Source organism: Sphingomonas sp. 3P27F8 (assembly GCF_005502745.1).
In the GTDB taxonomy this organism is placed as follows: domain Bacteria; phylum Pseudomonadota; class Alphaproteobacteria; order Sphingomonadales; family Sphingomonadaceae; genus Sphingomonas.
This window is the reverse complement of record NZ_SCNL01000004.1, coordinates 173035-197466: the sequence shown is the minus strand read 5'-3', so window position 1 is coordinate 197466 and position 24432 is coordinate 173035. Positions and strand designations below refer to the sequence as shown.

Here is a 24432-nt window from a genome sequence, read left to right as displayed (position 1 = left end):
TTCTTTTTCAACAGGAGTGAATATGGCGACCATAGTGGAAACCGGCGTTGTGCCGGCGGAAGAGCTGTATGTCGGAAAAGCGCCGACAAGGTTGTCGTGGGGCGCGGTGTTTGGCGGCGTCATCATCGCAATCGCGATTCAATTGGTGCTCGGCATCCTCGGCACCGGCATCGGCCTGACGATGGTGGATCCGGTTGACGGCACGACGCCCGGCGCGGCAGGCTTTGGCATCGGAGCGGGGCTGTACTGGCTCGTCACCACGATCATCGCGCTCGGGGCCGGCGGCTATGCCGCGGCGCGTGTTGCGGGAGTGAACGGGCGGTTTGACGCGCTGGTCCACGGGCTTGTCGTGTGGGGCGTCACGCTTATTCTCACCTTGTATCTGCTGACGTCGGCGGTCGGCGGGATCATCGGTGGCGCCTTCCGGACGGTAGGGGCGGTCGCGGGCGCTGCAGGTTCGGGCGTTGGCGCCGCAGCGCCCAAGGTCGCCTCGATTGCCGGCATTGATGAAAACGATGTGCGTAACGAGGCAGCGGCTTATCTTTCGGACGCGCCAGGCGATCCCGCGCAGATGACGCCCGAGCAGGCCCAGAAAGAGATCGCGAAGAACCTTCCCGCGCTGGCGCGAGGCGGCGCTGATGGCCGGCAGGCCGAAAGCCGGATCGTCGATATCGTCGCGGCACAGCGCAAGATCAGCCGGCCAGAAGCGCAGGCACAGGTAACCCGCGCAAAAGAACGTTTCGTAACCGCGAAGAACGATACCATCGCCACCGCGAAATCCGCCGCCGACAAGGCAGCGGGCGCTGCTGCGGGCACGTCGTTCGTGCTAGTATTGGCGTTGCTGGTTGGCGCGGCGGCGGCAGGGCTCGGTGCAACGGCGGCGGCACGCCGGCGTTTGCGCTGACAGTAAGCGGCGGGCCAGCGTATCCGGCCCGCCGCACCCCATGAACAAACAAGGAGATTATCATGACCAGGAAGATCGGCACGGGGATCGCGCTCTCGATGATCGTCGCGCTCGCTGCGTGCAACACCGTTAATGGTGCGGGCAAGGACGTGAAGTCTGCCGGAACGGCGATTTCCGACGCCTCGGGCAAGCAAAAGAAGTAAAGGGCGCGCCGGGGCCTCAGCCTCAGGCCGATGCCCCGGCGGCCTGCGGATTTTGTCGCTCCATTTCGTCGAATGAAATGGCATCTGCCAAAATTGCTATGCCGATCTGCGAGATAAGCAGATTTCCCCTTCCCCCGATCGCCCTCATCTGTTTGGGACAGCCCGCTATGAGGTGGCGGCCGAAGAATGACGCGTGACGCATCCGTTGACTGGGACGATATCTTTCTGACGGCCGCGCTGGAGCCGGATCGCTGGCTTGAATCGCTGGACATGCTGGCGCGCCATACCGGCGCTCGCTGCGGCCAACTCATCGGCATTGGCGGCGCGCGGAACATTCCGTTCAATCTCGTATCGAACTTCGATGCGGACCATATCCAGGAATTCATCGAGATCGACGGCGGATCGCCGATCGTTAACTTTCGCGTGGCGGCGAACGAGGAGCTGTGCGCGCGCGGTTTCTACGATCCGATCGTGCATGAGAAACATTATGACGACGTAAAATCCCGGCTGGCCTCCGACCGCTACGAGCAATGGTGCGAAGATCTCGACATTCCATTCGGATGCCAGACAAACCTTGTAGTGGATCGCGTCGGGCTCATTGGTTTTGCGACGCTGCGTGGGCGTAAAGACGGCAGGACGACGGCGACCCAGCGGCGCGTTTTCGCCAAGGCGGCGCAAGCCGCACGGCGCGCCGTGCGGTTGCAGGAGCGATTAGAGGGTCAGCAAGCTAAGCTGCTGGCCGGCGCCTTCGAAGGGATCGGAATAGCTGCTTTCATCCTCGATGCGCGTGGCCAGTTGCTATCCCATACAACAGGTGCGGAGGCCCACCTGCGGCAGGGCGACATCCGCGTGCAGCACGGCTTGCTCGAGGCATCGGGTCGTCCTTTCTCCCTGGCGCAGGCGGTCTCCGCCCTGACCAGCGACCCAGGTATGGCGCATGTGCGTTTCGCCATCGATTCCCCGGGCGGACGCCCGCCGATCCATCTCGAAGGGTTTCGCCTGCCAGTCCGGCCCTGGTCGCTGGGCAAGCTGCCCTTTGCGATCCTGGTTTGCAGGAAGCCAGCTCGGGACCGCGCGGGTATCGGGGCCTTTCTCGGTGCGATCTACGGCCTGACACCGGCGGAGGCTGATGTCGCAATGCGTTTGTATGAGGGCAAATCGCGCGGATTGATCGCGGAGGAACGCGCCGTGACAAGCGAAACGCTGAAGAGCCAGATCAAGCGGATTTACGACAAGATGGGTCTGTCTGGCGAAGGGGATCTGATCAGGGGATTGGCGCCGCTTATGCATTGAAGCGGTAACGACGCGTATGGCCGGTACAACATCTCCGATTGGAGCACACCGTCATTGAGCTCGCGGCGCCCAATCAGCTTAGCGACCGCCGGTACTCACGGTTGAGGAGGCCGCGCTGACACGGCCATCAACCGCTATCGCGGTTTGCGTCGCGAGACGCTTGATTCTCACCGCGCTCGGGCCGGGCAGGCCGGGAAAACGCGGCCACATCCCTTGCGCCAGCGCGGTGCGGCTCGCCGACGTAGCGCGACCGGTCTGAGCCTCGTACATCCAGTAATTGCGCAACACGGTCGTCACATATCCGCGCGTTTCCCAATAAGGGATGCTTTCGATGTAAAGCAGTGGATCGCCGCCATCCTGAACGATCGCATTCCAGTCCTGCACCGGCTTCGGGCCGGCGTTATAGGCCGCGATCACCTTGGGCAGCAGGCCTTGCGTCAGCCCCATGTCGCGCAGCTTTTCCAGATGGCGCTGGCCGATATCCATGTTGGTGGAGGGCCGGGTGAGGGCGGTGCGATCAACCGATACGCCGCGCTCGCGCATATAGTCCGTAGCGGCCGCCGGCATAATCTGCATCAGGCCATAGGCCCCGGCCGGGCTGACTACTTTGTTGCGGAAGCCCGATTCCTGCAGCGTGTGGGCCCACACCAAGGCCTTGTCGACGCGCCAGCCGGTGTCGGGCGTCCAGTTCGGTGTCGGGTAGCGCGCCTCGGCGGTCGCGGTGACGCCCGCTGGGCAGTTATGGGCGAGCCACACCACGCTCGCCGGCAGATCCATCTGCTCGGTCAGACGGATGAGCGCGGCGAATTCTTCGGGCGCGCCGATGCGTGCCTGCTGGCGAACCACCTGATCGGCGGCGTCATTCTCCCCGATCTCAACCAGTGCGGCCGCGACGCGAACGTTCGGGCGCCGCTCCAGCAACGCCCAGTCCGCTGTCACGCGCTGCGGCTGGACGATCTGTCGCGAGATCCCCAACGCCTGGCGCGCAAGCTGCCCGTAAAACGCCTCGCCGAACTGGGCGGCGTTCTTGAGCCGGCGTTCCACCCGGTCGGGTCGCCCGCAACGCATATCAGCGCGCGCCGCCCAGTAAAGGCCAGCCGCGCGCAGATCGGTGTCGCCCGCACGGCTCGACACCCCTTCGAAACCGCTGCCGGCAGCGACGCAATCGCCGACCCGCCAGGCGGAGAGCGCTGCCGTCCAGCGTGCCTGAACCGCCCATTCGCCGACGCCCATCGCGCCGCGCTCGCCCAATCGGCGTGCGTCGGCATCCAGCCCCTGGAGGAAGTAGATCCACGCGACCCGCGCAGTCCATTCGGTTTGCGCCTCCGAGGATAGGCCGCTGGTGGATTCGAGCAGCGTTTCTGCCTCGCGCCCCATGTCGCCCTTCACATACGGTTGCATCCGCACCGCGAGATCGGCTGCCACCAGGTCGCTGCGGGTCGCCTTGGCGCGGACGCGGTTAGGGGCGCCATCCTGCCAGATGAGTCGCTGCGTGCCGGGTAGCGGAGGAAGATCGGTCCCGCCGCGCGCGCGCGCCAGCCGCGCCAGCGCGTCGGCCTGCGGCAATTCGGGTGCCTCGGTGAGCAGCTTCACCAGCGGCTCAAGCTCGACGCGCGGTGAGCCCTTGGCCGTGTATAGCTCGGCGAGGGCATAGGAATGGAGCGGCCCCGGCGCCATGCTCGCCAATCCGATTTGTGCGTCCTGCCATCGCTGCTCGCGGATTGCAGTGAGCACCGCGCGATAGCCGATGCGTTGCTCGGGGGAGAGTTGCGCCGGTACAGGCGCGTAGGCTGTGGCGCTGATGGCGGTTGCACCTGTCGTGCCAACGGCGCTCGCGGAGGGCAGCGGGTCGGCCGAGGCGAAACCTGCCGACAGCGCGCCAATTCCCGCTGCCGCTACCAGCTTCGCGATCACGCCTGCATCCCCCTCACCAGCAATTGAAGATCCCTCCAGGCCTCGGCCTTGGCGATGGGCCGCTCGCGCAACAGGCGCGGATGATAGCTCGCCACGGCTTCGGTCCTCTTTCCACCCTTATGGTCAAGGGAGTGCAAACGCCCACGGGCATCGGCGACATCCGCCGAAAGCAGCGCACGACTCGCCGCATTTCCAAGCATAAGCAGTCTTTTTGGGGCGAGCAGCGCCACGTGGTGGCGGGCGATGGCGAATAACTCGTCCTGCTGTTCGCGCGGTAAGCGGCCGGCGCTGGGACGCGCGGCGGCGATCGTGGCGAGATGAACGTCCGCGCGGCTGCGCCCGATCGCCGCAAGCATCCGGTCGAACAGGCGCGCGGTTTCGCCCGTCAGCAGGCCGTCACGATCCTCGCGGTCGGGGCAATCGATAAGGATCATCAGATCGGCGGTCGACGGGCCGCTTGCCGGGAATAGCGGCGCTCCCCACGCGGCTTCCGGTGCATCCGGGCCGACTCGCCAGGCGAGGAACGCCTCCAGCGTCGGCGGGATCACGAGCGGACGCGGCGGAACGGTGACGAGGGCGCCATGCGCCTCGAATTGTGGCGCGGAGCGGTTCGTTTGCGCTGCCACGACTTCCGGCTCAGCAGTGGCGAGCCAGTCGAATGCCTCGTCGCCCACCACCACGTCCGCGCCGGCGGTTTCCCACCATTCCAGCGTGCTTGCCGCGGCTCCGGCCCAATCGAAAATCTGTTCTGCCCCCATCGCGCGTATAAGGATTGGCGTTGACGCGCGGGTCAATTCCCTTGAGAGCCGGTCACGGACAGGACGTTGCCGGATCGCGGCCGGATGCGAGCGGCTCGGGAGAGAATAATGAGCGAACGCGAATCGATGCCCTATGACGTGGTGATCGTCGGCGCCGGCCCCGCAGGCCTTGGCGCGGCGATCCGTCTGAAGCAACTCGCCGCTGAAAAAGAGGCGGAGATTTCGGTATGTGTGCTCGAAAAGGGCTCAGAAGTCGGCGCGCACATCCTGTCGGGCGCGGTGATCGATCCGCGCAGTCTTGATGAACTGCTGCCCACGTGGCGCGACGATGGCTGCCCGCTGGCGGAAGTGCCGGTGAAGAAGAACGAGCATTGGGTGCTGTCGCGCGGCGGCAAGTTCGACATGCCGCATTTCCTCACGCCGCCTTTCATGCACAACAAGGGCACCTACACCGGCTCGCTGGGGAACCTGTGTCGCTGGCTGGCGGAGAAGGCGGGCGAACTCGGCGTGGAGATTTTCCCTGGCTTTGCAGCTGCGGAAATTCTCTATGACGATCAGGGTCGGGTGAAGGGCGTGGCGACCGGCGACATGGGCGTCGCGCGGGATGGCACGCGCAAGCCCGATTATCAGCCGGGGCTGGAGCTGCATGCGAAATACACTTTCTTTTCAGAGGGGTGTCGCGGACATTTGACAAAACAGCTTATCCGCCAATTCGATCTTGATGCGGAAAGCGATCCGCAGGTCTATGGTATCGGTGTCAAGGAATTGTGGGATATCGATCCCGAATTGCACGAGCCCGGCCGTGTAATCCATACGCAGGGGTGGCCGCTTTCGGAGACGGACGGATCGAACGGCGGCGGCTGGATCTATCATCAGGCGAACGGGCAGGTCAGCATCGGCTTCGTCACCTGGCTCAACTATACCAATCCGCATCTCTCGCCGTTTCAGGAGATGCAGCGGTGGAAGACGCACCCTGAGATCGCGAAGCTGTTAAAGGGCGGCAATCGCGTCAGCTATGGCGCGCGCGCGATCAGCGATGGCGGATTGCAGTCGATCCCGAAGCTGGTGTTCCCGGGCGGGGCGCTGATAGGCGACACGGCGGGCTTCCTTAACGTGCCGCGTATCAAGGGCACGCACACAGCGATGAAATCCGGCATGATGGCGGCGGAAGCGGCGGTCGATGCGATCCTGTCGCAGCGCGAGGGCGATGAACTCGCGGCATATCCGGCTGCATTCGAAGCAGGCTGGGTGAAGAAAGAATTGTCGGTCGTCCGCAATGTCGTTCCGCTTGTGAAGAAGTTCGGCGATTTCCTCGGTTCCGGCCTCGCCGGCATCACGATGTGGCTGGAGCATCTAGGCATCAAGGTGCCCTTCACGCTGCACCATCACCCGGATAACGAAACGCTGTGGCGCAAGGATCTCGTCAGGAAGATCGACTATCCCAAACCGGACGGCGTGCTGACGTTCGACCGGCTTTCGTCTGTGTTCCTTTCGAACACCAATCATGAGGAAGATCAGCCGGTCCATCTCACGCTCAAGGATCCGTCGATCCCGGTGGATTACGACCTGCCGATGTTCGACGAGCCGGCGCAGCGTTATTGCCCGGCCGGTGTGTATGAGATCGTCGGTGAGGAGGAAGGCAATCCGCGCTTCGTCATCAACGCGCAGAACTGCGTCCATTGCAAGACGTGTGATATCAAGGATCCGACCCAGAATATCACCTGGGTCGTGCCGGAAGGTGGCGGTGGGCCGAATTATCCCAATATGTAAGGCAATACTGCTGATAAGCGGTGTGAGCCTGACGCTGGCGGCGCCCGTGGCCGCCGCCAGCCGCGCGACGGCATCGTCGGCGCTGCTTGCCTATCTCGCTGCGCGCGCCGATGCCGCGAACGGCAGTGGTGACGAGTCCGTGCGCCGTTATGTCGCCGCGCTTGCCGATGCGCCGGGCAATGCCGAGGTTGCCCAAAGCGCCTATCGCGAGGCGCTGATCGTTGGCGACGACGCGCTTACGGATCGTGCGATCGCGGCCCTGCTCGCGATCGGCGACGCGCCACCGGACAGCGCCTTGATCTCGGTCGCCTCGGCAGCGCACGCGCGTGATTTCACCACCGCCGACGCTGCGATCGCGCGGCTTTCCAGCGGGCAGCTCGCGATCCTGGCCGGGCCGCTCCGGGCCTGGGCCGCGCAGGAGCGGGGCGGCGATCCGCTCGCCATTCTCGCGCAGCGTCCCCGCGATGCCGTGGCGAAGCGCCTGAACGATGAAACCCGCGCGCTGATCCTGATCGCGCGGGGGCGCTACGACGACGGCCTGGCCGCGTTACGCGCTGTTCTGGGCAACGATCAGGCGGCCGTCGATCTGCGCATCGCGGCGGCGCAATTGTTGATCGGAGCGGGGCAGGTCGAGCGCGCCCGGGCATTGCTGGACGGCGATATCGCGCCAGTGGTTGCCCTCCGCGAGCGGCCGCAGGGAATGAAGCCTACGCTGGCGTTCGGCGCCACGCGCCTTTTCGTTCGGCTGGCGGATGATCTTGCGGCGGGCGATCCCGGGCCGCTATCGATCACGTTGACCCGCGGGGCGTTACGTGCGGAGCCGGGCAACGATCGTGCACGGTTGCTGCTCGCCGGAACGCTCGCGCGGCTCGATCGCACCGATCGTGCGCTGGTCGTTTTGGCGGGCGTCGACAAGGCTGGCCCCTACGGCGCGACGGTGGCGTCGGCGCGGATCGCGATCCTGGCGAGCGCGGAGCGATATGACGAAGCGATTGCCATTGCCGCTCCGCTCGCGCAGTCGCGCGATGCGTCGGACCAATCGCTGGCGACGCTCGGCGACCTGCTATTCACCGCGAACCGCGCGAAACTGGCGGTGCCAGTCTATCGCCGCTTGGTAGAGCGACCCTCAGGCGCCGCGAAATGGGACGTGTGGCTGCATTATGCGGCTGCGCTCGATCAGGGCGACGACTGGCCGGCAGCGCGCGAGGCACTGTTGCGCGCCCTGGCTATCGCGCCCGACGAGCCGTCTGTCCTCAACTATCTCGGTTATGGTGATATAACCCATGGTGGTGATGTGCCAAAGGCGCTGGCGATGCTGCAGCGTGCGATGATGCTGCGCCCGGATGATCCGGCGATCGTTGATTCGCTTGGCTGGGCCTATTTCCGTAACGGCGATCTAGCGAACGCCCTGCCGCTGCTGGAGCGAGCGGCGCAGGCGGCGCCGGAAAATCCCGAAATCGGCGAACATCTTGGCGATGCCTATTGGCGTGCCGGCCGCCGTTACGAAGCGCGCTACGCATGGCGCGCGGCTCAGGTGGCGGCGGATGCGAAGGATCGCGATCGCCTCGCAAAGAAGGTTACTGACGGCCTGTGACGACTGCGGAAAATGGCGCCGTGATCGTCGAGCACGCGCCCGCCAAACTCAATCTAGCGCTGCATGTCCGGCGCCGGCGGCCGGACGGCTATCACGATATCGAGACATTGTTCGTATTCTGTCGTGATGGCGATCTGATCTCCCTGTCCCCAGCGGCGCAGGATAGTTTTGCGATCGAGGGGCCTTTCGGTGCCACCTTGTCTGGCGAGAAAGACAATCTCGTCACGCGCGCGCGTGACCACTTCCGCGCCGCTTTCGATTTACCGACGCCATGCGCAATCGTGCTTGAAAAAAATCTGCCGGTGGCCTCGGGGATCGGCGGGGGCTCTGCCGATGCGGCGGCGACGTTGCGCGCGCTCGCGCGGTTGCATGGCATCGCGGCCGATGATGCGCGCCTGTTCGAAATCGCGGCCGGCCTCGGTGCTGACGTTCCTGCGTGTCTGCTGGGCATGAGCGCCGTTGGCCATGGTCGGGGCGACGATCTGCATCAGGTCACAGGCTATGCCGGAACGCCGGTGCTGCTGGTAAACCCTGGCGTCGCAATTTCGACCGCGCGGGTTTTTTCCGGTTGGGACGGCGAGGATCGCGGGCCGATTTCCGGCGATCCCGCCGATGACCGCAACGATCTCTCTCTCCCTGCGATCGCCGCCGTGCCGATGATCGCAGAGGTGCTGGCGGTGCTCGATCGCCAGCCCGGCGTTTCGCTTGCCCGCATGTCAGGCTCGGGCGCGACGTGCTTTGGATTGTTTGACACCGCCAGCGCCGCACAGTCCTCAGCCGCCGCGATAACGGCCAGATATCCAGACTGGTGGACGCTGGCCACCTCTCTGACGTGACGAGTGCATGGAAATTTTGTTCCCCTCTTGTTCGATGAGAACAAATGGGATACTTACGGCGGAACGCGTTGAATGGTTCACGCGCATGGTCTAGCGACGAGGGCAGACAATGGCCGCCAACCTCAAGGTGATCGATAACGGCATGGCAATCGCGAACGCAGACCGTCAGAAGGCGCTTGACGCCGCATTGGCACAGATCGACCGGGCTTTCGGCAAAGGCTCGGCGATGAAGCTTGGGCAGCGCGAGACGATGAAGGTGGAAACTGTCTCCACCGGCAGCCTCGGGCTGGATATAGCGCTCGGCGTTGGTGGATTGCCGCGCGGACGCATCGTCGAGATTTACGGGCCGGAAAGCTCGGGTAAGACGACGCTGGCGCTTCATGCCATCGCGGAGGCGCAGCGGGTCGGTGGCACCGCGGCTTTCGTCGATGCCGAACACGCCCTCGATCCGGTCTATGCCAAGAAGCTCGGCGTCGACATCAACGATTTGATTATTTCGCAGCCCGATACGGGCGAGCAGGCACTTGAGATCGTTGATACGTTGGTCCGCTCAAACGCGATCGATGTGCTGGTCGTGGATTCGGTTGCGGCGCTGGTCCCCCGCGCGGAGATCGAGGGGGAAATGGGCGACAGCCACGTCGGCCTGCAGGCGCGGTTGATGAGCCAGGCGCTGCGCAAGCTGACCGGCACGATCAGCCGCTCGCGCTGCCTCGTCATCTTCATCAACCAGATCCGCATGAAGATCGGCGTGATGTATGGATCGCCGGAGACGACGACGGGCGGCAATGCGTTGAAGTTCTACGCCTCGGTCCGGCTCGATATCCGGCGGACCGGCTCGATCAAGGATCGCGACGAGGCAATCGGCAATACCGTGCGAGTGAAGGTGGTGAAAAACAAGGTCGCGCCGCCGTTCAAACAGGTCGAATTCGACATCATGTTCGGACAGGGCATTTCGAAGCTCGGCGAGATGATCGATCTGGGCGTGAAGGCCGGGCTGGTCGAGAAATCGGGCTCGTGGTTCAGCTACGATAGCGTTCGGATCGGCCAGGGACGCGAGAATGCTAAGCAGTTTTTGCGCGACAATCCCGAGCTGGCCGAGCGACTGGAGCGCGCGATTCGTGCCCGCACGGAAGGGCTGAGCGAGGAACTGATGGTCGGCGAATCGGAGCAGGACGATCTTTGATCGTTAGCCCGGTGCATTCGTTTCAATGCGGCGGGGCGACCGTCGCAACAATCGCGAAGGCCCGTTCCGTAAAGGAGCGGGCCTTTCGTTATGTTCTGCGCGTTCAATTCACATCATCGTCCGGTGATATGTCGAATCCGACGAGCGCTGTGGGTCGTTGGGCAAGGTGACGGTGCGCGCGGGGCGCGTCTGCACGCGTGTTGACACCGTTGGATTCGGAAGGTTCGTATTTCCGTTTACGCGTCGATGTGTATTCTCGCGAGGGCGTCGAAGCGAACCGCTCGCGCCACGAAAGGGGTTCCCGGATGACTGGGTCGTTCGAGTGGCAGGGGTCGGTGGGCAACGCATGGGCGCAGGACTGGCGCCTTACCGATATGAGCTTCGCGGGCCTTGCTGCGCCGTTTGATGCCGCGATCGTGGAGGCTGCGCCCGCGCAAGGCGCGGCCCTGGATATCGGGTGCGGGGCGGGGGTCACCAGCCTCGCGCTGGCCGCTGCTCGCCCGGATCTTGAGATAACCGGGGTGGATCTTTCTCAGAGCCTCGTCGACGTGGCAAATTCTCGTGGCAAGCAGTCGCCGAATCTTCGTTTCTTCGTGGCAGACGTCACGAAAATGACGGACAGCGCGATGCCCGCCGCCCGTTTTGACCTCGCGTTTTCGCGGCACGGCGTGATGTTCTTCGATGATCCGGTCGCGGGATTTCGCGCCATTCGACGCTTGCTTGCCGATGAAGCAAGGCTTGTCTTCTCCTGCTTCGCGGATGTCGACCGCAATCCCTGGGCCGCTCAACTCGTCAACGTCATCGCGGGCACCTCGGAGGTCATCCCCCCGGGCGCCGGCACGTCCCCCGATACCATGCCGATGGCGGAGGCCGGCCCGGCGGAATCGCGCGCGCTGTCGTACGTTCCTGGTCCGTTCGGATTTGGCGACCCGGCATTCGTCCGGGGCGTGCTGGAGCGGAGCGGCTTCGTTCCGGGTAAGCCGGAACTTGTGAACTACCGCTATCGCGCGGGCGAGGGGGCGGACGCAGTGGCGCAGGCACTGCATTTTTTTCAGCGCATCGGGCCGGCGGCGCGGGCGCTTGCGATGATCGAACCGGCGGCGCGGACAGCCGCGCTTGAGCGGCTTCGTGCGCTGCTCGCGCATCGGGCGCGCGAAGGAGCGGTGGAATTTCCGGCTGCGGCCTGGATATGGACGGCAAGGGCGGAGGCACAATGACGATCATCGTACACCATCTGGAAAACTCGCGGTCGCAGCGCATCCTGTGGATGCTGGAGGAGGTGGAGCTTCCGTACGAAATTCGCCGGTATCAGCGCGACCCCCGCACCATGCTTGCACCGCCTGCATTGCGCGCGATCCATCCGCTCGGCAAGTCCCCCGTTATCGAAGATACAGACGAACCCGGCCGCGTCATCGCGGAGACGGGCGCGATCGTCGAATATCTGGTCGACAAAGCGGACGGCCGGTTTGGTCCGCCTGCCAACCGCGATCGTGCCCTAGCGTATCGTTTCTGGCTGCATTACGCGGAGGGATCGATGATGCCGCCGCTGCTCGTAAAGCTCGTCCTGACGCGGATACCGCTGATCGGGGGACGGGTGGCGAAGCGGCTCCAGCCGATGATCGACATCCATCTCGACTATGTCGAGCGGACGCTCGCTGGCAGCCAATGGTTCGCGGGCGATGTGATCAGCGCCGCGGATATCATGATGAGCTTCCCGCTGGAGGCCGCCCGAGCGCGCGCTGGGCTGGATGAGAGCCGGCCACATACGATCGCGTGGCTTGATCGGGTCCATGCTCGCCCCGCCTATCGCCGCGCGCTGGAGGCGGGCGGACCCTATGCCTATGCGTGACAATGGGGAGGGCGGTGTTCGGCCTGAACGCGGTCCCCGACGATCATAATCGCAAGCCTTCGTTGCGGAGCACGCGGAGGGCGGACAGTAATCGCGCAGCGGCCGCGCCGATCCGTTTTTCAGCAGAAACGGGACGATCCGATCCGATCGGCGCGCCCCGTTTCAACCGCTCGTCTGGATCACGCGCGGTAGGTGACCTTTTTCACCGCGGCGATGATCTTGTCCGCTGAGATCAGTGCCAGCTTCTCGAGGTTAGCCGCATAAGGGAGGGGCACATCCTCGTTGCACACGCGCACGACCGGCGCGTCGAGATCGTCGAACCCTTCCTCCATGCAGATCGCGACGATCTCGCTGGCGATCGAGCAGGTCGGCCAGCCTTCCTCGGCCACCACCAGTCGATTGGTCTTCGCGAGCGACGTCAACACCGCCTGCTTGTCGAGCGGGCGCAGCGTGCGCAGATCGATCACCTCGGCGTCCACGCCTTCTTCGGCCAGCTTGTCGGCAGCTTCGAGCGCCAGGCCGACGCCGATCGAATAGCTGACGATCGTGACATCCTTGCCCTCACGCATGATCCGCGCCTTGCCGATGGGAAGTACCCAATCGTCCAGCTTCGGCACCTCGAACGAGCGGCCATAAAGCAGCTCGTTCTCGAGGAACACCACCGGATCGTTCGAGCGGATCGCCGCCTTCAAAAGGCCCTTCGCATCGGCCGCATCATACGGCGCGATAACGATCAGGCCGGGGACACTGGCGTACCACGGGCCGTAATTCTGGCTGTGCTGCGCCGCGACGCGGCTCGCGGCGCCGTTGGGGCCGCGAAATACGATCGGGCAGCGCATCTGGCCGCCGGACATATAGTTCGTCTTGGCGGCTGAGTTCACGATATGGTCGATCGCCTGCATCGCGAAATTGAACGTCATGAACTCGACGATCGGGCGCAGCCCGCCCATCGCCGCGCCCGTGCCAACGCCGGCAAAGCCATATTCGGTGATCGGCGTATCGATCACGCGGCGCTCGCCGAATTCGTCGAGCAATCCCTGCGTCACCTTGTATGCGCCCTGATATTGCGCAACCTCCTCGCCCATCACGAAGACACGATCATCGGCGCGCATTTCCTCGGCCATGGCGTCGCGCAGCGCCTCGCGCAGCGTAACCTTCACCATCTCGGTGCCTTCGGGCACAGCCGGGTCGCTGATCTCGGCGTCATGTTTCGCCGCCTCGAACATCTGGCGCGCCCCGGTTTCCACCTTGTGCGGCGTGGGTGCCTCGCTTTCGGCGGCCTGTTCCTGAGTCTCGGGCTGCTCGGCGGAGGCGACCGGCTTCGATTCCGGCGCCGGCTTCGGCTCAGCCCGAGGCTTGGTCGTGGAAGATACGTCCTCGCCTTCGCCAGCGATCTGCATGATGACGGTGCCGACCTTTACGCCATCGGTTCCTTCGGCGACCAGGATGTGCGCGACGGTGCCTTCATCGACCGCCTCGAATTCCATCGTTGCCTTGTCCGTCTCGATCTCGGCGAGGATGTCGCCGGACTTCACGGTGTCGCCTTCCTTGACCAGCCACTTGGCCAGCGTGCCTTCTTCCATCGTGGGCGACAGCGCCGGCATCTTGATGTCGATCGCCATCTCAATATTTCTCCACCAGCACGTCGGTATAAAGCTCTTCGGGTTCGGGTTCGGGTGTGTTCTCGGCGAAATCGGCCGCCTCGTTCACCTGCCGGCGGATCTCGCTCTCGACCGCCTTCAGCTCGTCTTCCTTCACCCCCTCCGCCTCGAGCAGCTTCTTGACGTGTTCGATCGGGTCGGACTTGTCCCGCACCGACTGCACTTCCTCGCGGCTGCGATACTTGGCCGGATCGGACATGGAATGACCACGATAGCGATAGGTCTTCATTTCGAGGATGATCGGCCCCTTGCCCGCGCGCACCCAGGCGAGCGCTTCCTCCGCCGCCCCGCGTGCGGCTAGCACGTCCATTCCGTCGATCTGGAGACCGGGGATGCGGAAGCTTTCGCCGCGGCGGAAGAGTTGGTCCTCGGATGAAGCGCGGTTGACCGAGGTGCCCATGGCATATTGGTTGTTTTCGATCACGAAGATCACCGGCAGCTTCCACAGCTCGGCCATGTTGAAGGCTTCGTAAACCTGGCCCTGATTTGCCGCGCCGTCACCGAAATAGGCAAGGCAGACGCCGCCGTCGTCATTATATTTGTGCGCGAAGCCAAGGCCGGCGCCGAGCGACACCTGCGCGCCCACGATGCCGTGCCCGCCGTAGAACTTATGCTCCACGCTGAACATGTGCATCGAGCCGCCCTTGCCCTTGGAAATGCCGGCGGCACGACCGGTAAGCTCGGCCATCACATCCTTTGGCGGGATGCCGCACAACAGCATGTGGCCATGATCGCGGTAGCCGGTGATGACGCTGTCCTTGTCGGTCAGCGCCGATTGCAGCCCGACGGCGACCGCCTCCTGGCCGATATACAGGTGGCAGAAACCACCGATCAGGCCGAGGCCGTAAAGCTGCCCGGCCTTCTCCTCGAACCGGCGGATCAGCAGCATGTCGTGATAGAATTGGAGCAGTTCGTCCTTCGAAGCCTTGTATGGCTGCGGCTCTGCCGGGCGTTCGCGGTTCGGCGTCGCGGGCGGGGCGCTGCGGGCTTTCATGCTCCGTGCGGGGGCTTTTGCCACGTTTGAAAAGACCTCGTTTTCCTTGGGGAAGAGCGACGCCTATAGTCTCGCAGGCCCCGCGCGCGCAATCCGCGCCGTGCCGAGAAGGTTGGCTATCGCCCGGTTCAGGCGAAGCATCGTTGCGCGGCGGGATCGTGCGCCTTAATCGACAGGTAATGGCCGTCCCGACCCATCCGCTGCGCATCGCCAATTTTCGCGCTTATTGGTGTTCGCGCCTCGCCGGCACGATCGGCACCAGTGCGCAGGCGATCATCATCGGCTGGCAAGTCTATGGCATCGCGCGTGAAACCATGGATATCAAGCGGGCCGCGTTCCTGCTCGGAATGATGGGGTTGGCACAGTTTCTGCCGCTGTTCTTCCTCACGCCGGTGGTAGGGCTGGTCGCCGATACGTTCGACCGGCGCTGGGTCGTGCGCTTCACCACATTGCTGCTGATCTTCGTTTCGGCGATGCTGGGTATGCTGACCTGGCTGGGGGCGCTGACACTGCCAGCGCTGTTCTTTGCCGCCGTGCTGCTGGGCGTGGCGCGCGCCTTTTCGGGGCCGGCCTATTCGGCGCTCGCCCCGAACCTCGTGCCGCGAGAAACCCTGCCCACCGCGATCGCGATTTCCTCGATCGCATGGCAGGTGGGCACGATCGCGGGCCCGAGCCTTGGCGGCCTGCTTTATGCGATCCATCCTGATGTCGCCTATGGCTGCGTCTCGATCCTGTACCTCGTGGCGCTGATCGGCATCTTCCTGATCGGCCGCGTCCCGCAACCGCCGGCGCAGACCGATCGGCACCCGATCGCGCGCGTGCTGGACGGCTTCGCCTATGTGAAGCGCAATCGGCTGGTTCAGGCGACGATCACGCTCGATCTCTTCGTCGTGCTGCTGGCTGGAGCGACGGCGCTGCTGCCGATCTACGCTCGCGATATCCTGCACGTCGGCGCAACCGGTCTGGGCGTGCTTGCGGCGGGAATGGGCATCGGCGCGGCGGTGACGGCGATCTGGTTCTCTTTCCGCCCGATGCGCCATGATGTCGGCCGAAAGATGCTGTTGGCCGTTATGGTGTTCGCGCTGGCGATCCTGATCTTCGGCATCTCGACGAGCTTCATCATCAGCTTCCTCGCGCTGATCGTCGCCGGGGGTGCGGATATGGTGTCGGTCTATGTCCGCTCGTCGCTGATCCAGCTCCACACGCCGGATGCGATGCGTGGGCGGGTGAATGCGGTCAGCCAACTCACGATCTCGGCGTCTAACGAGCTTGGGGAGGCGGAGAGCGGGCTGATGGCTTCTATCCTCGGGCCGGTTGGTGCCGTGGTGTTCGGCGGTATCAGCGCGATAGTCATCACCCTGTTATGGTCCCGGCTGTATCCGGAACTGAAGCTCGCCAAGACGTTTGATCCACCTGACGCTGCGGGACAGGATGTGCCGCGGCCCCATGGAGTAGCGCAGTCATGAAAGCCAATACGATCCTGGAGACGATCGGCAACACTCCGCATGTCCGCATGCAGCGGCTGTTCCCGGATGCCGAGGTGTGGATCAAGTCCGAACGCTCCAACCCCGGCGGCTCGATCAAGGATCGTATCGCGCTCGCGATGATCGAGGCGGCCGAGCAGGACGGGCTGCTCAAGCCTGGCGGCACGATCATCGAGCCGACCAGCGGCAACACTGGTATCGGGCTGGCGATGGTTGCGGCGGTCAAGGGCTACAAGCTGGTGCTGGTGATGCCGGAGAGCATGAGCATCGAGCGCCGCCGCCTGATGCTTGCCTACGGCGCGACGTTCGATCTCACCCCGCGCGAAAAGGGCATGAAGGGGGCGATCGAGCGCGCGCTGGAACTCGTCCAGCAGACACCTGGCGCGTGGATGCCGCAACAGTTCGACAATCCGGCGAACATCGACGTGCACGTCCGCACCACCGCCCAGGAAATCCTGAAGGATTTTGCCGATGCGCCGATCGACGTGATCGTCACGGGCGTCGGCACGGGCGGCCACATCACCGGCGTTGCGGAAACGCTGAAGAAAACATGGCCGAAGCTGAAGGTGTTCGCGGTCGAGCCGAGCGCCTCGCCGGTGATCGGCGGCGGTCAGCCGGGGCCGCACCCGATCCAGGGCATCGGGGCCGGCTTCATTCCCACCAACCTCCATACCCAGTCGATCGATGGGGTGATCGCGGTGGAGGCGGATGCCGCGAAGAACATGGCTCGTCGCTCCGCGCGCGAGGAAGGCCTGCTGGTCGGCATTTCCTCGGGCGCGACGCTGGCGGCGATCGCGCAGAAACTGACCGAGCTGCCCGCAGGATCGCGCGTGCTCGGCTTCAACTACGATACCGGCGAGCGCTATCTTTCCGTGCCGGATTTCCTGCCGGAAGCCTGACGCCAGCCTCCATGACCCGCCGCCCACCGCTGCTTCACGCGATCCTGGCGCTGATCGCGGTGGGGGCGCTCGTGCTGCCGCTGGCGGTGGTGATCGGCACGCGTGCGCCAGCTTCCTGTCGTCATGCGAAGGCCCCGCGTCGCGTGATGACTCCGACCGAATTGCCTCCGGTCGAGCCGGTAAAGCTGCAGGCGCTCTCGCCAGACGACGCGCGCGCCTATAACTCGGCTATTCCGTTCGCCAGCGGGCCGAAGCCCGCGGCGCGCCCCTTCGCGTTCGTCGGCCTTGCCGCCGATCTTGCGCGCGCGACCGATTGCCTCGCCGCCGCCGCCTATTACGAGGCGGGCGACGATGCCGTCGGCGAGCGCGCGGTGGTGCAGGTGGTGCTCAACCGGCTGCGCCATCCCGCCTTTCCAAAGACGGTCTGCGGCGTCGTCTTCCAGGGAGCGGAGCGTTCGACCGGCTGCCAGTTCACCTTCACCTGCGATGGCGCGCTGGGGCGCGTGCCGTCTGAAAGTGCGTGGCGCCGGGCGCGGCAACTGGCGACCGCCGCGCTGCACGGCGCGGTCTATCGTCCGGTCGGATATGCCACGCATTATCACACTGACTGGGTGGTCCCTTACTGGAGTGCCAGCCTGGACAAGATCGCCGCCGTACACACTCACCTGTTCTTCCGCTGGACCGGCTGGTGGGGCACACCCCCGGCGTTCGGCCGCGCCTGGAGCGGCAACGAACCACTTATCATAAAGCTCGCGGATTTGTCCGAGGCGCACCGCGCGGGAGCGGGGCCGCCTGAAGACGGGGCGGCGGGGGATGCCGCGCGCTACACCGGCCGCATTCCGCCGCCGCTCGCCGACGATCCTGACGTGTTCCTTGTGCGGTTCGCGGCGGACCAGTCAGCGCAATTCCCCGTGATCGCGCGCGCGGCCTGCGGCGATCGGGCGAAATGCCGCGTAATGCTGTGGACCGATCCGGCCAAGGCGGGTCATGCGTTGCCGCTGACACTTGCGGAAATAGCGGCGATGTCTTTCAGTTATATCCGGGACACGCCCTCCGGGCTTGATCGCGCGCTGTGGAATTGTGAGGAGTTCGAGGGCCGTACGCCGTGCATGAAGCGGCAGTCGCTGCGGCTGCCCGCGGTCGCGCCAGCGGAGGCCGCGCCACCGCTATGGGGAGTGGCGGAGTTGAGCGGCGTCCGGCGCAAGGCGCCAGCGATCGACGACGGCGCGCTTGCCAACCAGCATTGAGCGCCCGATCGGGAAGCCCCCCCGCGGGCGTTCAGGCGGAATATTTGTCGCAGGTAGAGCGCGGCGCGGCCGGTGTCGGGTTGTAGATCTGCGCATAATCGCGCTTGTCGCTGCGCACGACGAATGAAGCGACATAATGGATACGCGGGATGCCGACGAAATACGCGGTGACGAGCGGCTTGTATTTGAAATTCAGCTCGACGAACATCACGCCGGCGCCGGACGGCGCGTTGACCAGCGCGGTGGGATCGCCCATCCCGGAGGGCGCCGGTGTTCCCTGGTTGCCGCTCGTCGCATCGGTCCCGGCGGCGGCCGAGGTGGTGCCGTAGGATGAATCGTATCCGGTGCCGCTCATTAACCCGACACAGCGTTGCCAGTGGATACGCTGCGTGGGGGCGCTATCATAGCTCTGCTGGACGTTTTCGAGGCTGGAGATGATGATCCGCCCGTTGCTCGTCAGGCCGATGCCGGAGCCCTGCACGCGTGCCGCCTGCAGCACGTCGTTGATGTCCCACTCGCGGATCTGCTGGATCGAGAGCGGGCTGGTAAGGCCGACGCGTGAGGCGTTGTCCGCCAGATTCAGTGCGATCTGGTTGACCCGCAGGTTCGCCAGCGCGAGATTCCCCGCCTCGAGCGCATACATCCCCATGCCGAGAACGAGCGGCATCGAAAATGCGAACTCGAGCAGCGCCAGCCCGCTGGTATCGCTGGCAAGGCGGTGAAGCAGCGCGCGGGCGCCGCGCGGTCGGGGAGCGGTCAGATGCATATGGTGGCCTGTGTCGGTTGAACCTGGGTGGCGTAGGGCTGGTTCTTCAGGAACGTCATCGCGCTGATCGTCAGCGTAGACGGCCAGCCGATCAGCGAAGCGACCGGAAACAGCCGTGGATAGGTGACGGTCATCGTATACATCGTGGCGTCGTTCGCGCCGCCCTGGCCCGTCGCGCCGGGATCGGCATCCCACGCCTTGTTGCCGTTGATGTCGGTATAGCATTCGCCGGGATCGCGCACGCCGTTGCCGTTCGTGTCGATGAACGGCTCAGGCGCCGCTGCGCCGAAATAGGCGTAGCTCTTGCGGGACGAGGCGAATGTCGCCGCGGGCGCGATATATTGCACCATCGACGTCACTTTGGCATCGAGCGCGGCGGTGTTCTGCGCATTGCCCTGGATCGTCGCGTCACGCGCGGCCTTCTGTACCGCGCCGGTCAGCACCGACTGGACGTAGCCCTGATAGAGCATGTCCCCCAGGCCCATCAGCAGGATCAGCATGACCGGCGCGACCAGCGCGAATTCCACGATGGTCACGCCGCGCCGGTCCCGGCTCAGGCGGCGGAACAGCGCGATCATTGCGAAAGCCTCAGCATGGCCACCTGCTTGGCGATGGTCTGGAACGCCGCCGTCAGCGACGCCGCATCGGTGGCGAAATAGGCGGAGCCGGACGAGGCGCAGGCATTGAGGTTCGCATCGGGCGCCGTCTTCACGCTGACGACGAAGATCGTGACGTTGCGGTTCTTCGCCTCCTGACACGTGGCAAGGAAGCGCGCGTTGTGAACGGTATCGCCGTTCAGCGTGCCGCCGGTCGTCCGCTTGTCATATTGCTCCCATCCCCACATCCCGTAGATGCTGGAATTGGTCGCCATGTTGCCGTCCGTCATGAACACGATGTAGCGGTTCGGCGGATTGCGGTTCGGCCATGCGGTGGTGTCCGACGCGAACAGGCCGGTCGGTGATATCAGGCGCAGGCCCCAGATCATGCCGGTATCGTGATACGTGCCGCCCCACGGCACGAAATCCGACGCATAGACGTAATTGGATACATCGCTGCGGCTCATCGGCTTGATGCGCGACACAGGCTTGCCGCAGACCATGAAGCCGCTCGACAGGTAGGTCAGCTTCGTGTCGGCATAGGCATAATAACCCGTGCTGCTGTTGCCGGGCGCGGCCGTATCGCCCACCGGCGGGCCGCTGCCGCTTTTGGTGATGTTTCCGCTCACGCCGTTGCGGGCATAGATCACGTCGGGCCACATCGGCCGCCAGCGCGTGCTGTCGCTGGTGGGGACGAGATCCGGATCGATGTCGGGCGTCGGGTTGGTCGGGTCGAAGGTGGACGACACGGTCGTGTCACGTTCTTCCAGGCAGCCCTGCCATTTCACCTGCGCGCCGGTGATCTTCGTCGGATCGGTGATCGTGTTCCCGAGCTTCAACTGGCTCGTATCCAGCGACTGATAGCCATAGATCCACGACATGCGGACCGGCTGGGTCGTTACGGTGCACTTGCTGCCGTTGCTGTTCCAGGAGGTGGTATAGACGGTCGCGGTGCCGGCGTTGTAGCCGCTTGCCGGGCTGCGGCCCGCCTGGTTGTTGCACGTCGTTTGCGACACGCCGCTCGTCGTGACCGACGAAGAGCTGCCGTTGTTCACATCACCGGATGGCGACGGTGCGGGCGTCCGCGTGTCGTACGTCCAGTTGTTCACGATATAATCGGGCGACAGCGAGGTCACCGCGCCGCCCGCATTCACCGTGGAAGTGTATGTGACGAAGCCATATCGGATGTGGCTCGACGGATCCATGGTCGACGCCACCGTATCGTAGAAGGTCATCACCGCGCTTTGCAGCGCGGCGATGCGCGATCCGCTCGCCGGCTGAACGTAATAGCCGGTCGTGCCGTCAGGCCGCGTATAGGAAAGGGTGGGCTGGCCGCAGGAATCGGGCTGGTTCGGCGGACACGCCATCGATCCGGTGTTGTCGAGCACGAACATCACGTCGGTATCGGCGGTGTCGTAGCGGGCGGTGCAGTTCACCGTCAGGGCGGAAGGCGCAATGCCGAACATGCCCATCAGCGCCATCGGCACCGTCGCGGAGGCGGTGCCGGCAAGCTGGTTGTCGCTGGTCGGCGATGCGCTGAAGGAGACATTGTTCGTCGTCATCCAGCCGGACGTGAAATTATTCGTGAAGAATGAGGCCGCCTGCGCCTGCGCGTTGCTATCATAGAGATTGTTCGGGGACGAGATCATCGCCTTGCGCCCGGCGAGCACCCCCGCATCGCATGCCTGCTGGAGCCGGACCTTGACGAGATAGAGCCGCGCGGTATCGACCGCGGAGCCTGCGAGGCCCGCCATCGGCACCAGCATCGCCGCCATCAACGCGAGCGTGTTGCCGCGTCGATCACGCCGTAAGCGGTTGAGAAATGTCCCTCGATCTGCTTCTTCAGCACGCATTCGCCCGACCTTAAGCTGTCCCTCCCGGTATCCGGGACCGACGCCATGGACCGGGCACGGCTAATGGCGGCTCAAATGAAATGGTAAACGCGACAGAAATCTTTGGCGTTAACCCTGCCGCCGATCGCCCCGATCGCGCGCTCGCGCTCGGCTACGCCCGCACGGGCGGCGAGACGCTTCACGCGCTGTTCGCGCTGGACGTGACGCTGGCGCGGCTCGCGCTCGGCACGAAGGAGCCGCTGGTGGCGCAGATGCGGCTCACCTGGTGGCACGATGCGCTGCGATCGGCGCAGCCACCCGCGAATCCGATCCTGCGCGCGCTTTCGGCGGTGGACGGCGCGCGGGCGGCGGCGATGGTCGATGGCTGGCAGCTGTTGCTCGATGCTCCCGACGATGCCGCGCTCGCCGGGTTTGCGCACGCGCGCGGTGGCCTGTTCGTGCTGGCCGCCGCCGCGATCCATGCCGACGACCCGGTGGATGCGGCGGGCCGCGGCTGGGCGCTCGCCGATCTCGCGCTGCTCACCGCCGATCCCGCGCTGGCGCGCCGCGCGCGCGCGGCGGCGGCACCGTTGCTGGCGCAGGCGACAGCGCAGCACTGGAGCGCCAGCGGCCGTGCGCTTGGCGCGCTGGCGCATCTCGCGCGTATCGATCTCGATGTGCCGCCCCACGAAGGTGGCGCGAGGCGTGTCGCCCGGCTTGCGTGGCATCGGCTGACCGGGCGCTGATCGCAGGCCGCCGCCCGTTGCGTCTGGCGCGCGAGGCTTTACCATCCCCGGCACCGGGGGGTTTCGATATGTGGCGATATGCGGTGGGCGGCGTGGCGGCGTTGTTGATGGTCGCAGCGGGCTGGGTGCTCTTTCATGGTGATGCGGCGCGCGAGGCGGTGCTGCCGCCGCAGCCTGCGCTGGCGGCATTGCCGCAGGACGATGCCTTGCCCGATGTGCCGGAGGCCAGCGCGCGCACGCGCGAGCAGAAGCGCTTCGATCGCTACGACAAGGATCGCGACGGCAAGGTCACGCGGGAGGAATATCTCGCCTCGCGTCGCAAGGCCTTCGCCAGGCTCGACACCAATGGCGACGGCAAGCTCTCGTTCGACGAATGGGCGATCAAGACGACGACCCGGTTCGGCGGCGCGGATCGTGATCGGTCCGGCGCGCTCGATCGCGCCGAATTCGCCACCACCGCGCCCAAACGCCATCCGAAGCCGAAGTGCGTGTGCGCGGCGGCGCCTGCTGCCCCGCCCGAGGACTAGGCCAGCCAGTCCGCCAGCGCGGTGCGGGCGCGCCCGGTGTAGAGGCGCTTGCGATCGGCTTTTTTGGTCCGGCCCTCGATCGGCGGGAACAGGCCGAAGTTGACGTTCATCGGCTGATAGGTCTCCGCGACCGCGGCGCCGGTGATGTGATGCAGCAGCGCGCCGAGCGCGGTTTCAACCGGCGGCGCGGCGATCGGCCGCCCGCGCAGTTCCGCCGCCGCGAACCGCCCCGCGAGCAGCCCGATGCTCGCGCTCTCGATATAGCCCTCGCAGCCTGTCACCTGCCCGGCGAAGCGGATGTTCGGGCGCGATTTCAGCCGCAGCTCGCCATCGAGCAATTCGGGCGAGCGCAGGAAGGTGTTGCGGTGCAGCCCGCCCAGCCGCGCGAACTCGGCCTGTTCCAGGCCCGGGATGGTGCGGAACAGGCGCACCTGCTCGGCGTGCTTCAGCTTGGTCTGAAAGCCGACGATGTTCCACAATGTTCCGCTGGCATTGTCCTGCCGGAGCTGGACGACGGCATAGGGCCAGCGCCCGGTGCGCGGATCATCGAGGCCGACCGGCTTCATCGGGCCGAAGCGCAGCGTTTCCGCCCCGCGTTCGGCCATCACCTCGATCGGCATGCAGCCCTCGAAATAGGGGACGTTCTCCCAGCCGCGATATTCCGTCTTCTCGCCCGCGATCAGCCCGGCGACGAAGGCTTCATACTGCTCCTTGTCGAGCGGGCAGTTGATGTAATCCTTGCCGTCGCCCTTGTCCCAGCGGCTCTGGAACCATGCCACGTCCATGTCGATCGAGTCGCGGTGGACGATCGGCGCGATCGCGTCGAAGAAAGCGAGCGCGTCCTTGCCCGTTTCCGCGCCGATCGCCTCGGCGAGTGCCGGTGCGGTGAGCGGCCCGGTGGCGATGATCGCCGGTCCGTCCGGCAGGGTATCGATGCGCTCGCGCACGATCGTGATGTTGTCATGCGCCTCGAGCGCGGCGGTGACGCCGGCGGAAAAGCCGTCGCGGTCCACCGCCAGCGCGGACCCGGCGGGAACACGATGCGCATCGCCCTCACGCATCACGAGCGAGCCGAGCGCGCGCATCTCCTGATGCAGCAGCCCCACCGCGTTGCTCTCGGCATCGTCGGAACGGAAGCTGTTCGAACAGACGAGCTCGGCCAGCGCGTCGCCCTGATGCGCCGGGGTCATGTCGCCGCCGCCGCGCATTTCGGACAGGCGGACGCGCAAGCCGGCTTCGGCGAGCTGCCATGCCGCTTCCGATCCGGCGAGGCCGCCGCCGATGATGTGAATGTCGTGGGTCATCGGGGCGCGTTAGCGCCGCACGGCTCGGATCGCCAGCCGCTGGCGCTTCGGTCGCTGCGCGTTACAACATCG

At 65.2% G+C, this 24432-nt stretch carries 22 protein-coding genes; 14 read left to right on the top strand and 8 right to left on the bottom strand.

Going from position 1 to position 24432, the window contains the following annotated elements; genetic code table 11:
- Positions 1–22: 22 nt before the first annotated feature.
- From FFS35_RS07030 to FFS35_RS07020, 3 genes are all read left to right on the top strand, one after another.
- A complete protein-coding gene (locus FFS35_RS07030; protein WP_137786417.1) occupies positions 23–904 on the top strand; it encodes a hypothetical protein in 882 nt (293 codons plus the stop codon).
- Positions 905–966: 62 nt separating this feature from the next.
- A complete protein-coding gene (locus FFS35_RS07025; RefSeq protein WP_137786416.1) occupies positions 967–1107 on the top strand; it encodes an entericidin A/B family lipoprotein in 141 nt (46 codons plus the stop codon).
- A gap of 186 nt (positions 1108–1293) precedes the next feature.
- A complete protein-coding gene (locus FFS35_RS07020; RefSeq protein ID WP_137786415.1) occupies positions 1294–2400 on the top strand; it encodes a helix-turn-helix transcriptional regulator in 1107 nt (368 codons plus the stop codon).
- Between the two features lie 78 nt (positions 2401–2478).
- On the opposite strand, the gene FFS35_RS07015 is transcribed toward FFS35_RS07020, so the two are convergent.
- Both FFS35_RS07015 and FFS35_RS07010 read right to left on the bottom strand, forming a co-directional pair.
- Positions 2479–4314, bottom strand: a complete 1836-nt coding sequence (locus FFS35_RS07015; RefSeq protein ID WP_249341504.1) for a lytic transglycosylase domain-containing protein — start codon at positions 4312–4314, stop codon at positions 2479–2481.
- Positions 4311–5072, bottom strand: a complete 762-nt coding sequence (locus FFS35_RS07010) for a uracil-DNA glycosylase family protein (RefSeq protein ID WP_137786414.1) — start codon at positions 5070–5072, stop codon at positions 4311–4313. The genes FFS35_RS07015 and FFS35_RS07010 overlap by 4 nt, the downstream gene beginning before the upstream one ends.
- Positions 5073–5180: 108 nt before the next feature.
- On the opposite strand from FFS35_RS07010, the gene FFS35_RS07005 reads away from it, so the two are divergent.
- The 6 genes from FFS35_RS07005 (at position 5181) to FFS35_RS06980 (ending at position 12304) form a co-directional block, all read left to right on the top strand.
- Entirely contained in the window at positions 5181–6842 is a 1662-nt protein-coding gene (locus tag FFS35_RS07005) for an electron transfer flavoprotein-ubiquinone oxidoreductase (RefSeq protein WP_137786413.1), read from the top strand.
- A gap of 22 nt (positions 6843–6864) precedes the next feature.
- Positions 6865–8436 (top strand): tetratricopeptide repeat protein, encoded by a 1572-nt coding sequence (locus FFS35_RS07000; protein WP_171007544.1) that lies wholly within the window; start codon positions 6865–6867, stop codon positions 8434–8436.
- Positions 8433–9272 (top strand): 4-(cytidine 5'-diphospho)-2-C-methyl-D-erythritol kinase, encoded by an 840-nt coding sequence (locus tag FFS35_RS06995; protein WP_249341503.1) that lies wholly within the window; start codon positions 8433–8435, stop codon positions 9270–9272. Before FFS35_RS07000 ends, FFS35_RS06995 begins: the two co-directional genes overlap by 4 nt.
- A 109-nt stretch (positions 9273–9381) precedes the next feature.
- Positions 9382–10455: a recombinase RecA gene (gene recA, locus FFS35_RS06990; RefSeq protein WP_137786411.1), complete on the top strand. Its 1074-nt coding sequence runs from the start codon at positions 9382–9384 to the stop codon at positions 10453–10455.
- A 305-nt stretch (positions 10456–10760) separates the two neighbouring features.
- On the top strand, positions 10761–11672 hold the full coding sequence (locus tag FFS35_RS06985; protein WP_137786410.1) for a class I SAM-dependent methyltransferase: 912 nt from the start codon (positions 10761–10763) through the stop codon (positions 11670–11672).
- Positions 11669–12304, top strand: coding sequence for a glutathione S-transferase (locus tag FFS35_RS06980; protein WP_137786409.1), 636 nt, complete (start codon positions 11669–11671; stop codon positions 12302–12304). Before FFS35_RS06985 ends, FFS35_RS06980 begins: the two co-directional genes overlap by 4 nt.
- Positions 12305–12483: 179 nt before the next feature.
- Here FFS35_RS06980 and FFS35_RS06975 read toward each other — a convergent pair whose 3' ends face one another.
- Positions 12484–13926 carry a pyruvate dehydrogenase complex E1 component subunit beta gene (locus FFS35_RS06975; RefSeq protein ID WP_137786408.1) on the bottom strand — a complete coding sequence of 481 codons (1443 nt, stop codon included), beginning with the start codon at positions 13924–13926 and terminating at the stop codon, positions 12484–12486.
- 1 nt (position 13927) lies between these two features.
- Complete coding sequence (pdhA, locus tag FFS35_RS06970) at positions 13928–14959, bottom strand: pyruvate dehydrogenase (acetyl-transferring) E1 component subunit alpha (RefSeq protein ID WP_137786407.1); 1032 nt, start codon at positions 14957–14959, stop codon at positions 13928–13930.
- Positions 14960–15138: 179 nt separating this feature from the next.
- On the opposite strand from pdhA, the gene FFS35_RS06965 reads away from it, so the two are divergent.
- Genes FFS35_RS06965 through FFS35_RS06955 form a run of 3 tightly spaced genes read left to right on the top strand, consistent with a single transcriptional unit; the run spans position 15139 to position 18589 of the window.
- Positions 15139–16425, top strand: a complete 1287-nt coding sequence (locus tag FFS35_RS06965) for an MFS transporter (protein WP_137786406.1) — start codon at positions 15139–15141, stop codon at positions 16423–16425.
- Entirely contained in the window at positions 16422–17342 is a 921-nt protein-coding gene (gene cysK, locus FFS35_RS06960) for a cysteine synthase A (protein WP_137786405.1), read from the top strand. Before FFS35_RS06965 ends, cysK begins: the two co-directional genes overlap by 4 nt.
- An 11-nt stretch (positions 17343–17353) precedes the next feature.
- Positions 17354–18589, top strand: coding sequence for a cell wall hydrolase (locus tag FFS35_RS06955; protein WP_137786404.1), 1236 nt, complete (start codon positions 17354–17356; stop codon positions 18587–18589).
- Between the two features lie 31 nt (positions 18590–18620).
- On the opposite strand, the gene FFS35_RS06950 is transcribed toward FFS35_RS06955, so the two are convergent.
- The 3 genes from FFS35_RS06950 to FFS35_RS06940 are packed head-to-tail and all read right to left on the bottom strand — an operon-like array spanning position 18621 to position 21804.
- Positions 18621–19355: a hypothetical protein gene (locus tag FFS35_RS06950; protein ID WP_137786403.1), complete on the bottom strand. Its 735-nt coding sequence runs from the start codon at positions 19353–19355 to the stop codon at positions 18621–18623.
- Positions 19346–19933 (bottom strand): TadE family protein, encoded by a 588-nt coding sequence (locus FFS35_RS06945; RefSeq protein WP_137786402.1) that lies wholly within the window; start codon positions 19931–19933, stop codon positions 19346–19348. The genes FFS35_RS06950 and FFS35_RS06945 overlap by 10 nt, the downstream gene beginning before the upstream one ends.
- Positions 19930–21804, bottom strand: coding sequence for a TadE/TadG family type IV pilus assembly protein (locus FFS35_RS06940; protein WP_137786401.1), 1875 nt, complete (start codon positions 21802–21804; stop codon positions 19930–19932). The genes FFS35_RS06945 and FFS35_RS06940 overlap by 4 nt, the downstream gene beginning before the upstream one ends.
- 80 nt (positions 21805–21884) lie before the next feature.
- Between FFS35_RS06940 and FFS35_RS06935 the strand changes: the two genes are divergently transcribed.
- Both FFS35_RS06935 and FFS35_RS06930 read left to right on the top strand, forming a co-directional pair.
- The gene (locus FFS35_RS06935; RefSeq protein WP_137786400.1) at positions 21885–22529 is read left to right on the top strand and encodes a hypothetical protein; all 645 of its coding nucleotides are present in this window, start codon (positions 21885–21887) and stop codon (positions 22527–22529) included.
- 68 nt (positions 22530–22597) lie between these two features.
- Positions 22598–23056, top strand: a complete 459-nt coding sequence (locus FFS35_RS06930) for an EF-hand domain-containing protein (protein ID WP_137786494.1) — start codon at positions 22598–22600, stop codon at positions 23054–23056.
- Here FFS35_RS06930 and trmFO read toward each other — a convergent pair.
- The gene (gene trmFO, locus FFS35_RS06925) at positions 23053–24360 is read right to left on the bottom strand and encodes a methylenetetrahydrofolate--tRNA-(uracil(54)-C(5))-methyltransferase (FADH(2)-oxidizing) TrmFO (protein ID WP_137786399.1); all 1308 of its coding nucleotides are present in this window, start codon (positions 24358–24360) and stop codon (positions 23053–23055) included. The two genes, FFS35_RS06930 and trmFO, sit on opposite strands and share 4 nt — an antisense overlap.
- Between the last annotated feature and the right edge of the window lie 72 nt (positions 24361–24432).

Excerpts from the sequence above, each read along its gene's own strand:
- FFS35_RS07030 (WP_137786417.1), top strand. The coding sequence starts at position 23 with ATGGCGACCATAGTGGAAACCGGCGTTGTGCCGGCGGAAGAGCTGTAT.
- FFS35_RS07025 (WP_137786416.1), top strand. The coding sequence starts at position 967 with ATGACCAGGAAGATCGGCACGGGGATCGCGCTCTCGATGATCGTCGCG.
- FFS35_RS07020 (WP_137786415.1), top strand. The coding sequence starts at position 1,294 with ATGACGCGTGACGCATCCGTTGACTGGGACGATATCTTTCTGACGGCC.
- FFS35_RS07010 (WP_137786414.1), bottom strand. The coding sequence starts at position 5,072 with ATGGGGGCAGAACAGATTTTCGATTGGGCCGGAGCCGCGGCAAGCACG.
- FFS35_RS07005 (WP_137786413.1), top strand. The coding sequence starts at position 5,181 with ATGAGCGAACGCGAATCGATGCCCTATGACGTGGTGATCGTCGGCGCC.
- recA (WP_137786411.1), top strand. The coding sequence starts at position 9,382 with ATGGCCGCCAACCTCAAGGTGATCGATAACGGCATGGCAATCGCGAAC.
- FFS35_RS06985 (WP_137786410.1), top strand. The coding sequence starts at position 10,761 with ATGACTGGGTCGTTCGAGTGGCAGGGGTCGGTGGGCAACGCATGGGCG.
- FFS35_RS06980 (WP_137786409.1), top strand. The coding sequence starts at position 11,669 with ATGACGATCATCGTACACCATCTGGAAAACTCGCGGTCGCAGCGCATC.
- FFS35_RS06975 (WP_137786408.1), bottom strand. The coding sequence starts at position 13,926 with ATGGCGATCGACATCAAGATGCCGGCGCTGTCGCCCACGATGGAAGAA.
- pdhA (WP_137786407.1), bottom strand. The coding sequence starts at position 14,959 with ATGAAAGCCCGCAGCGCCCCGCCCGCGACGCCGAACCGCGAACGCCCG.
- FFS35_RS06965 (WP_137786406.1), top strand. The coding sequence starts at position 15,139 with ATGGCCGTCCCGACCCATCCGCTGCGCATCGCCAATTTTCGCGCTTAT.
- cysK (WP_137786405.1), top strand. The coding sequence starts at position 16,422 with ATGAAAGCCAATACGATCCTGGAGACGATCGGCAACACTCCGCATGTC.
- FFS35_RS06955 (WP_137786404.1), top strand. The coding sequence starts at position 17,354 with ATGACCCGCCGCCCACCGCTGCTTCACGCGATCCTGGCGCTGATCGCG.
- FFS35_RS06950 (WP_137786403.1), bottom strand. The coding sequence starts at position 19,355 with ATGCATCTGACCGCTCCCCGACCGCGCGGCGCCCGCGCGCTGCTTCAC.
- FFS35_RS06945 (WP_137786402.1), bottom strand. The coding sequence starts at position 19,933 with ATGATCGCGCTGTTCCGCCGCCTGAGCCGGGACCGGCGCGGCGTGACC.
- FFS35_RS06940 (WP_137786401.1), bottom strand. The coding sequence starts at position 21,804 with ATGCGTGCTGAAGAAGCAGATCGAGGGACATTTCTCAACCGCTTACGG.
- FFS35_RS06935 (WP_137786400.1), top strand. The coding sequence starts at position 21,885 with ATGGTAAACGCGACAGAAATCTTTGGCGTTAACCCTGCCGCCGATCGC.
- FFS35_RS06930 (WP_137786494.1), top strand. The coding sequence starts at position 22,598 with ATGTGGCGATATGCGGTGGGCGGCGTGGCGGCGTTGTTGATGGTCGCA.
- trmFO (WP_137786399.1), bottom strand. The coding sequence starts at position 24,360 with ATGACCCACGACATTCACATCATCGGCGGCGGCCTCGCCGGATCGGAA.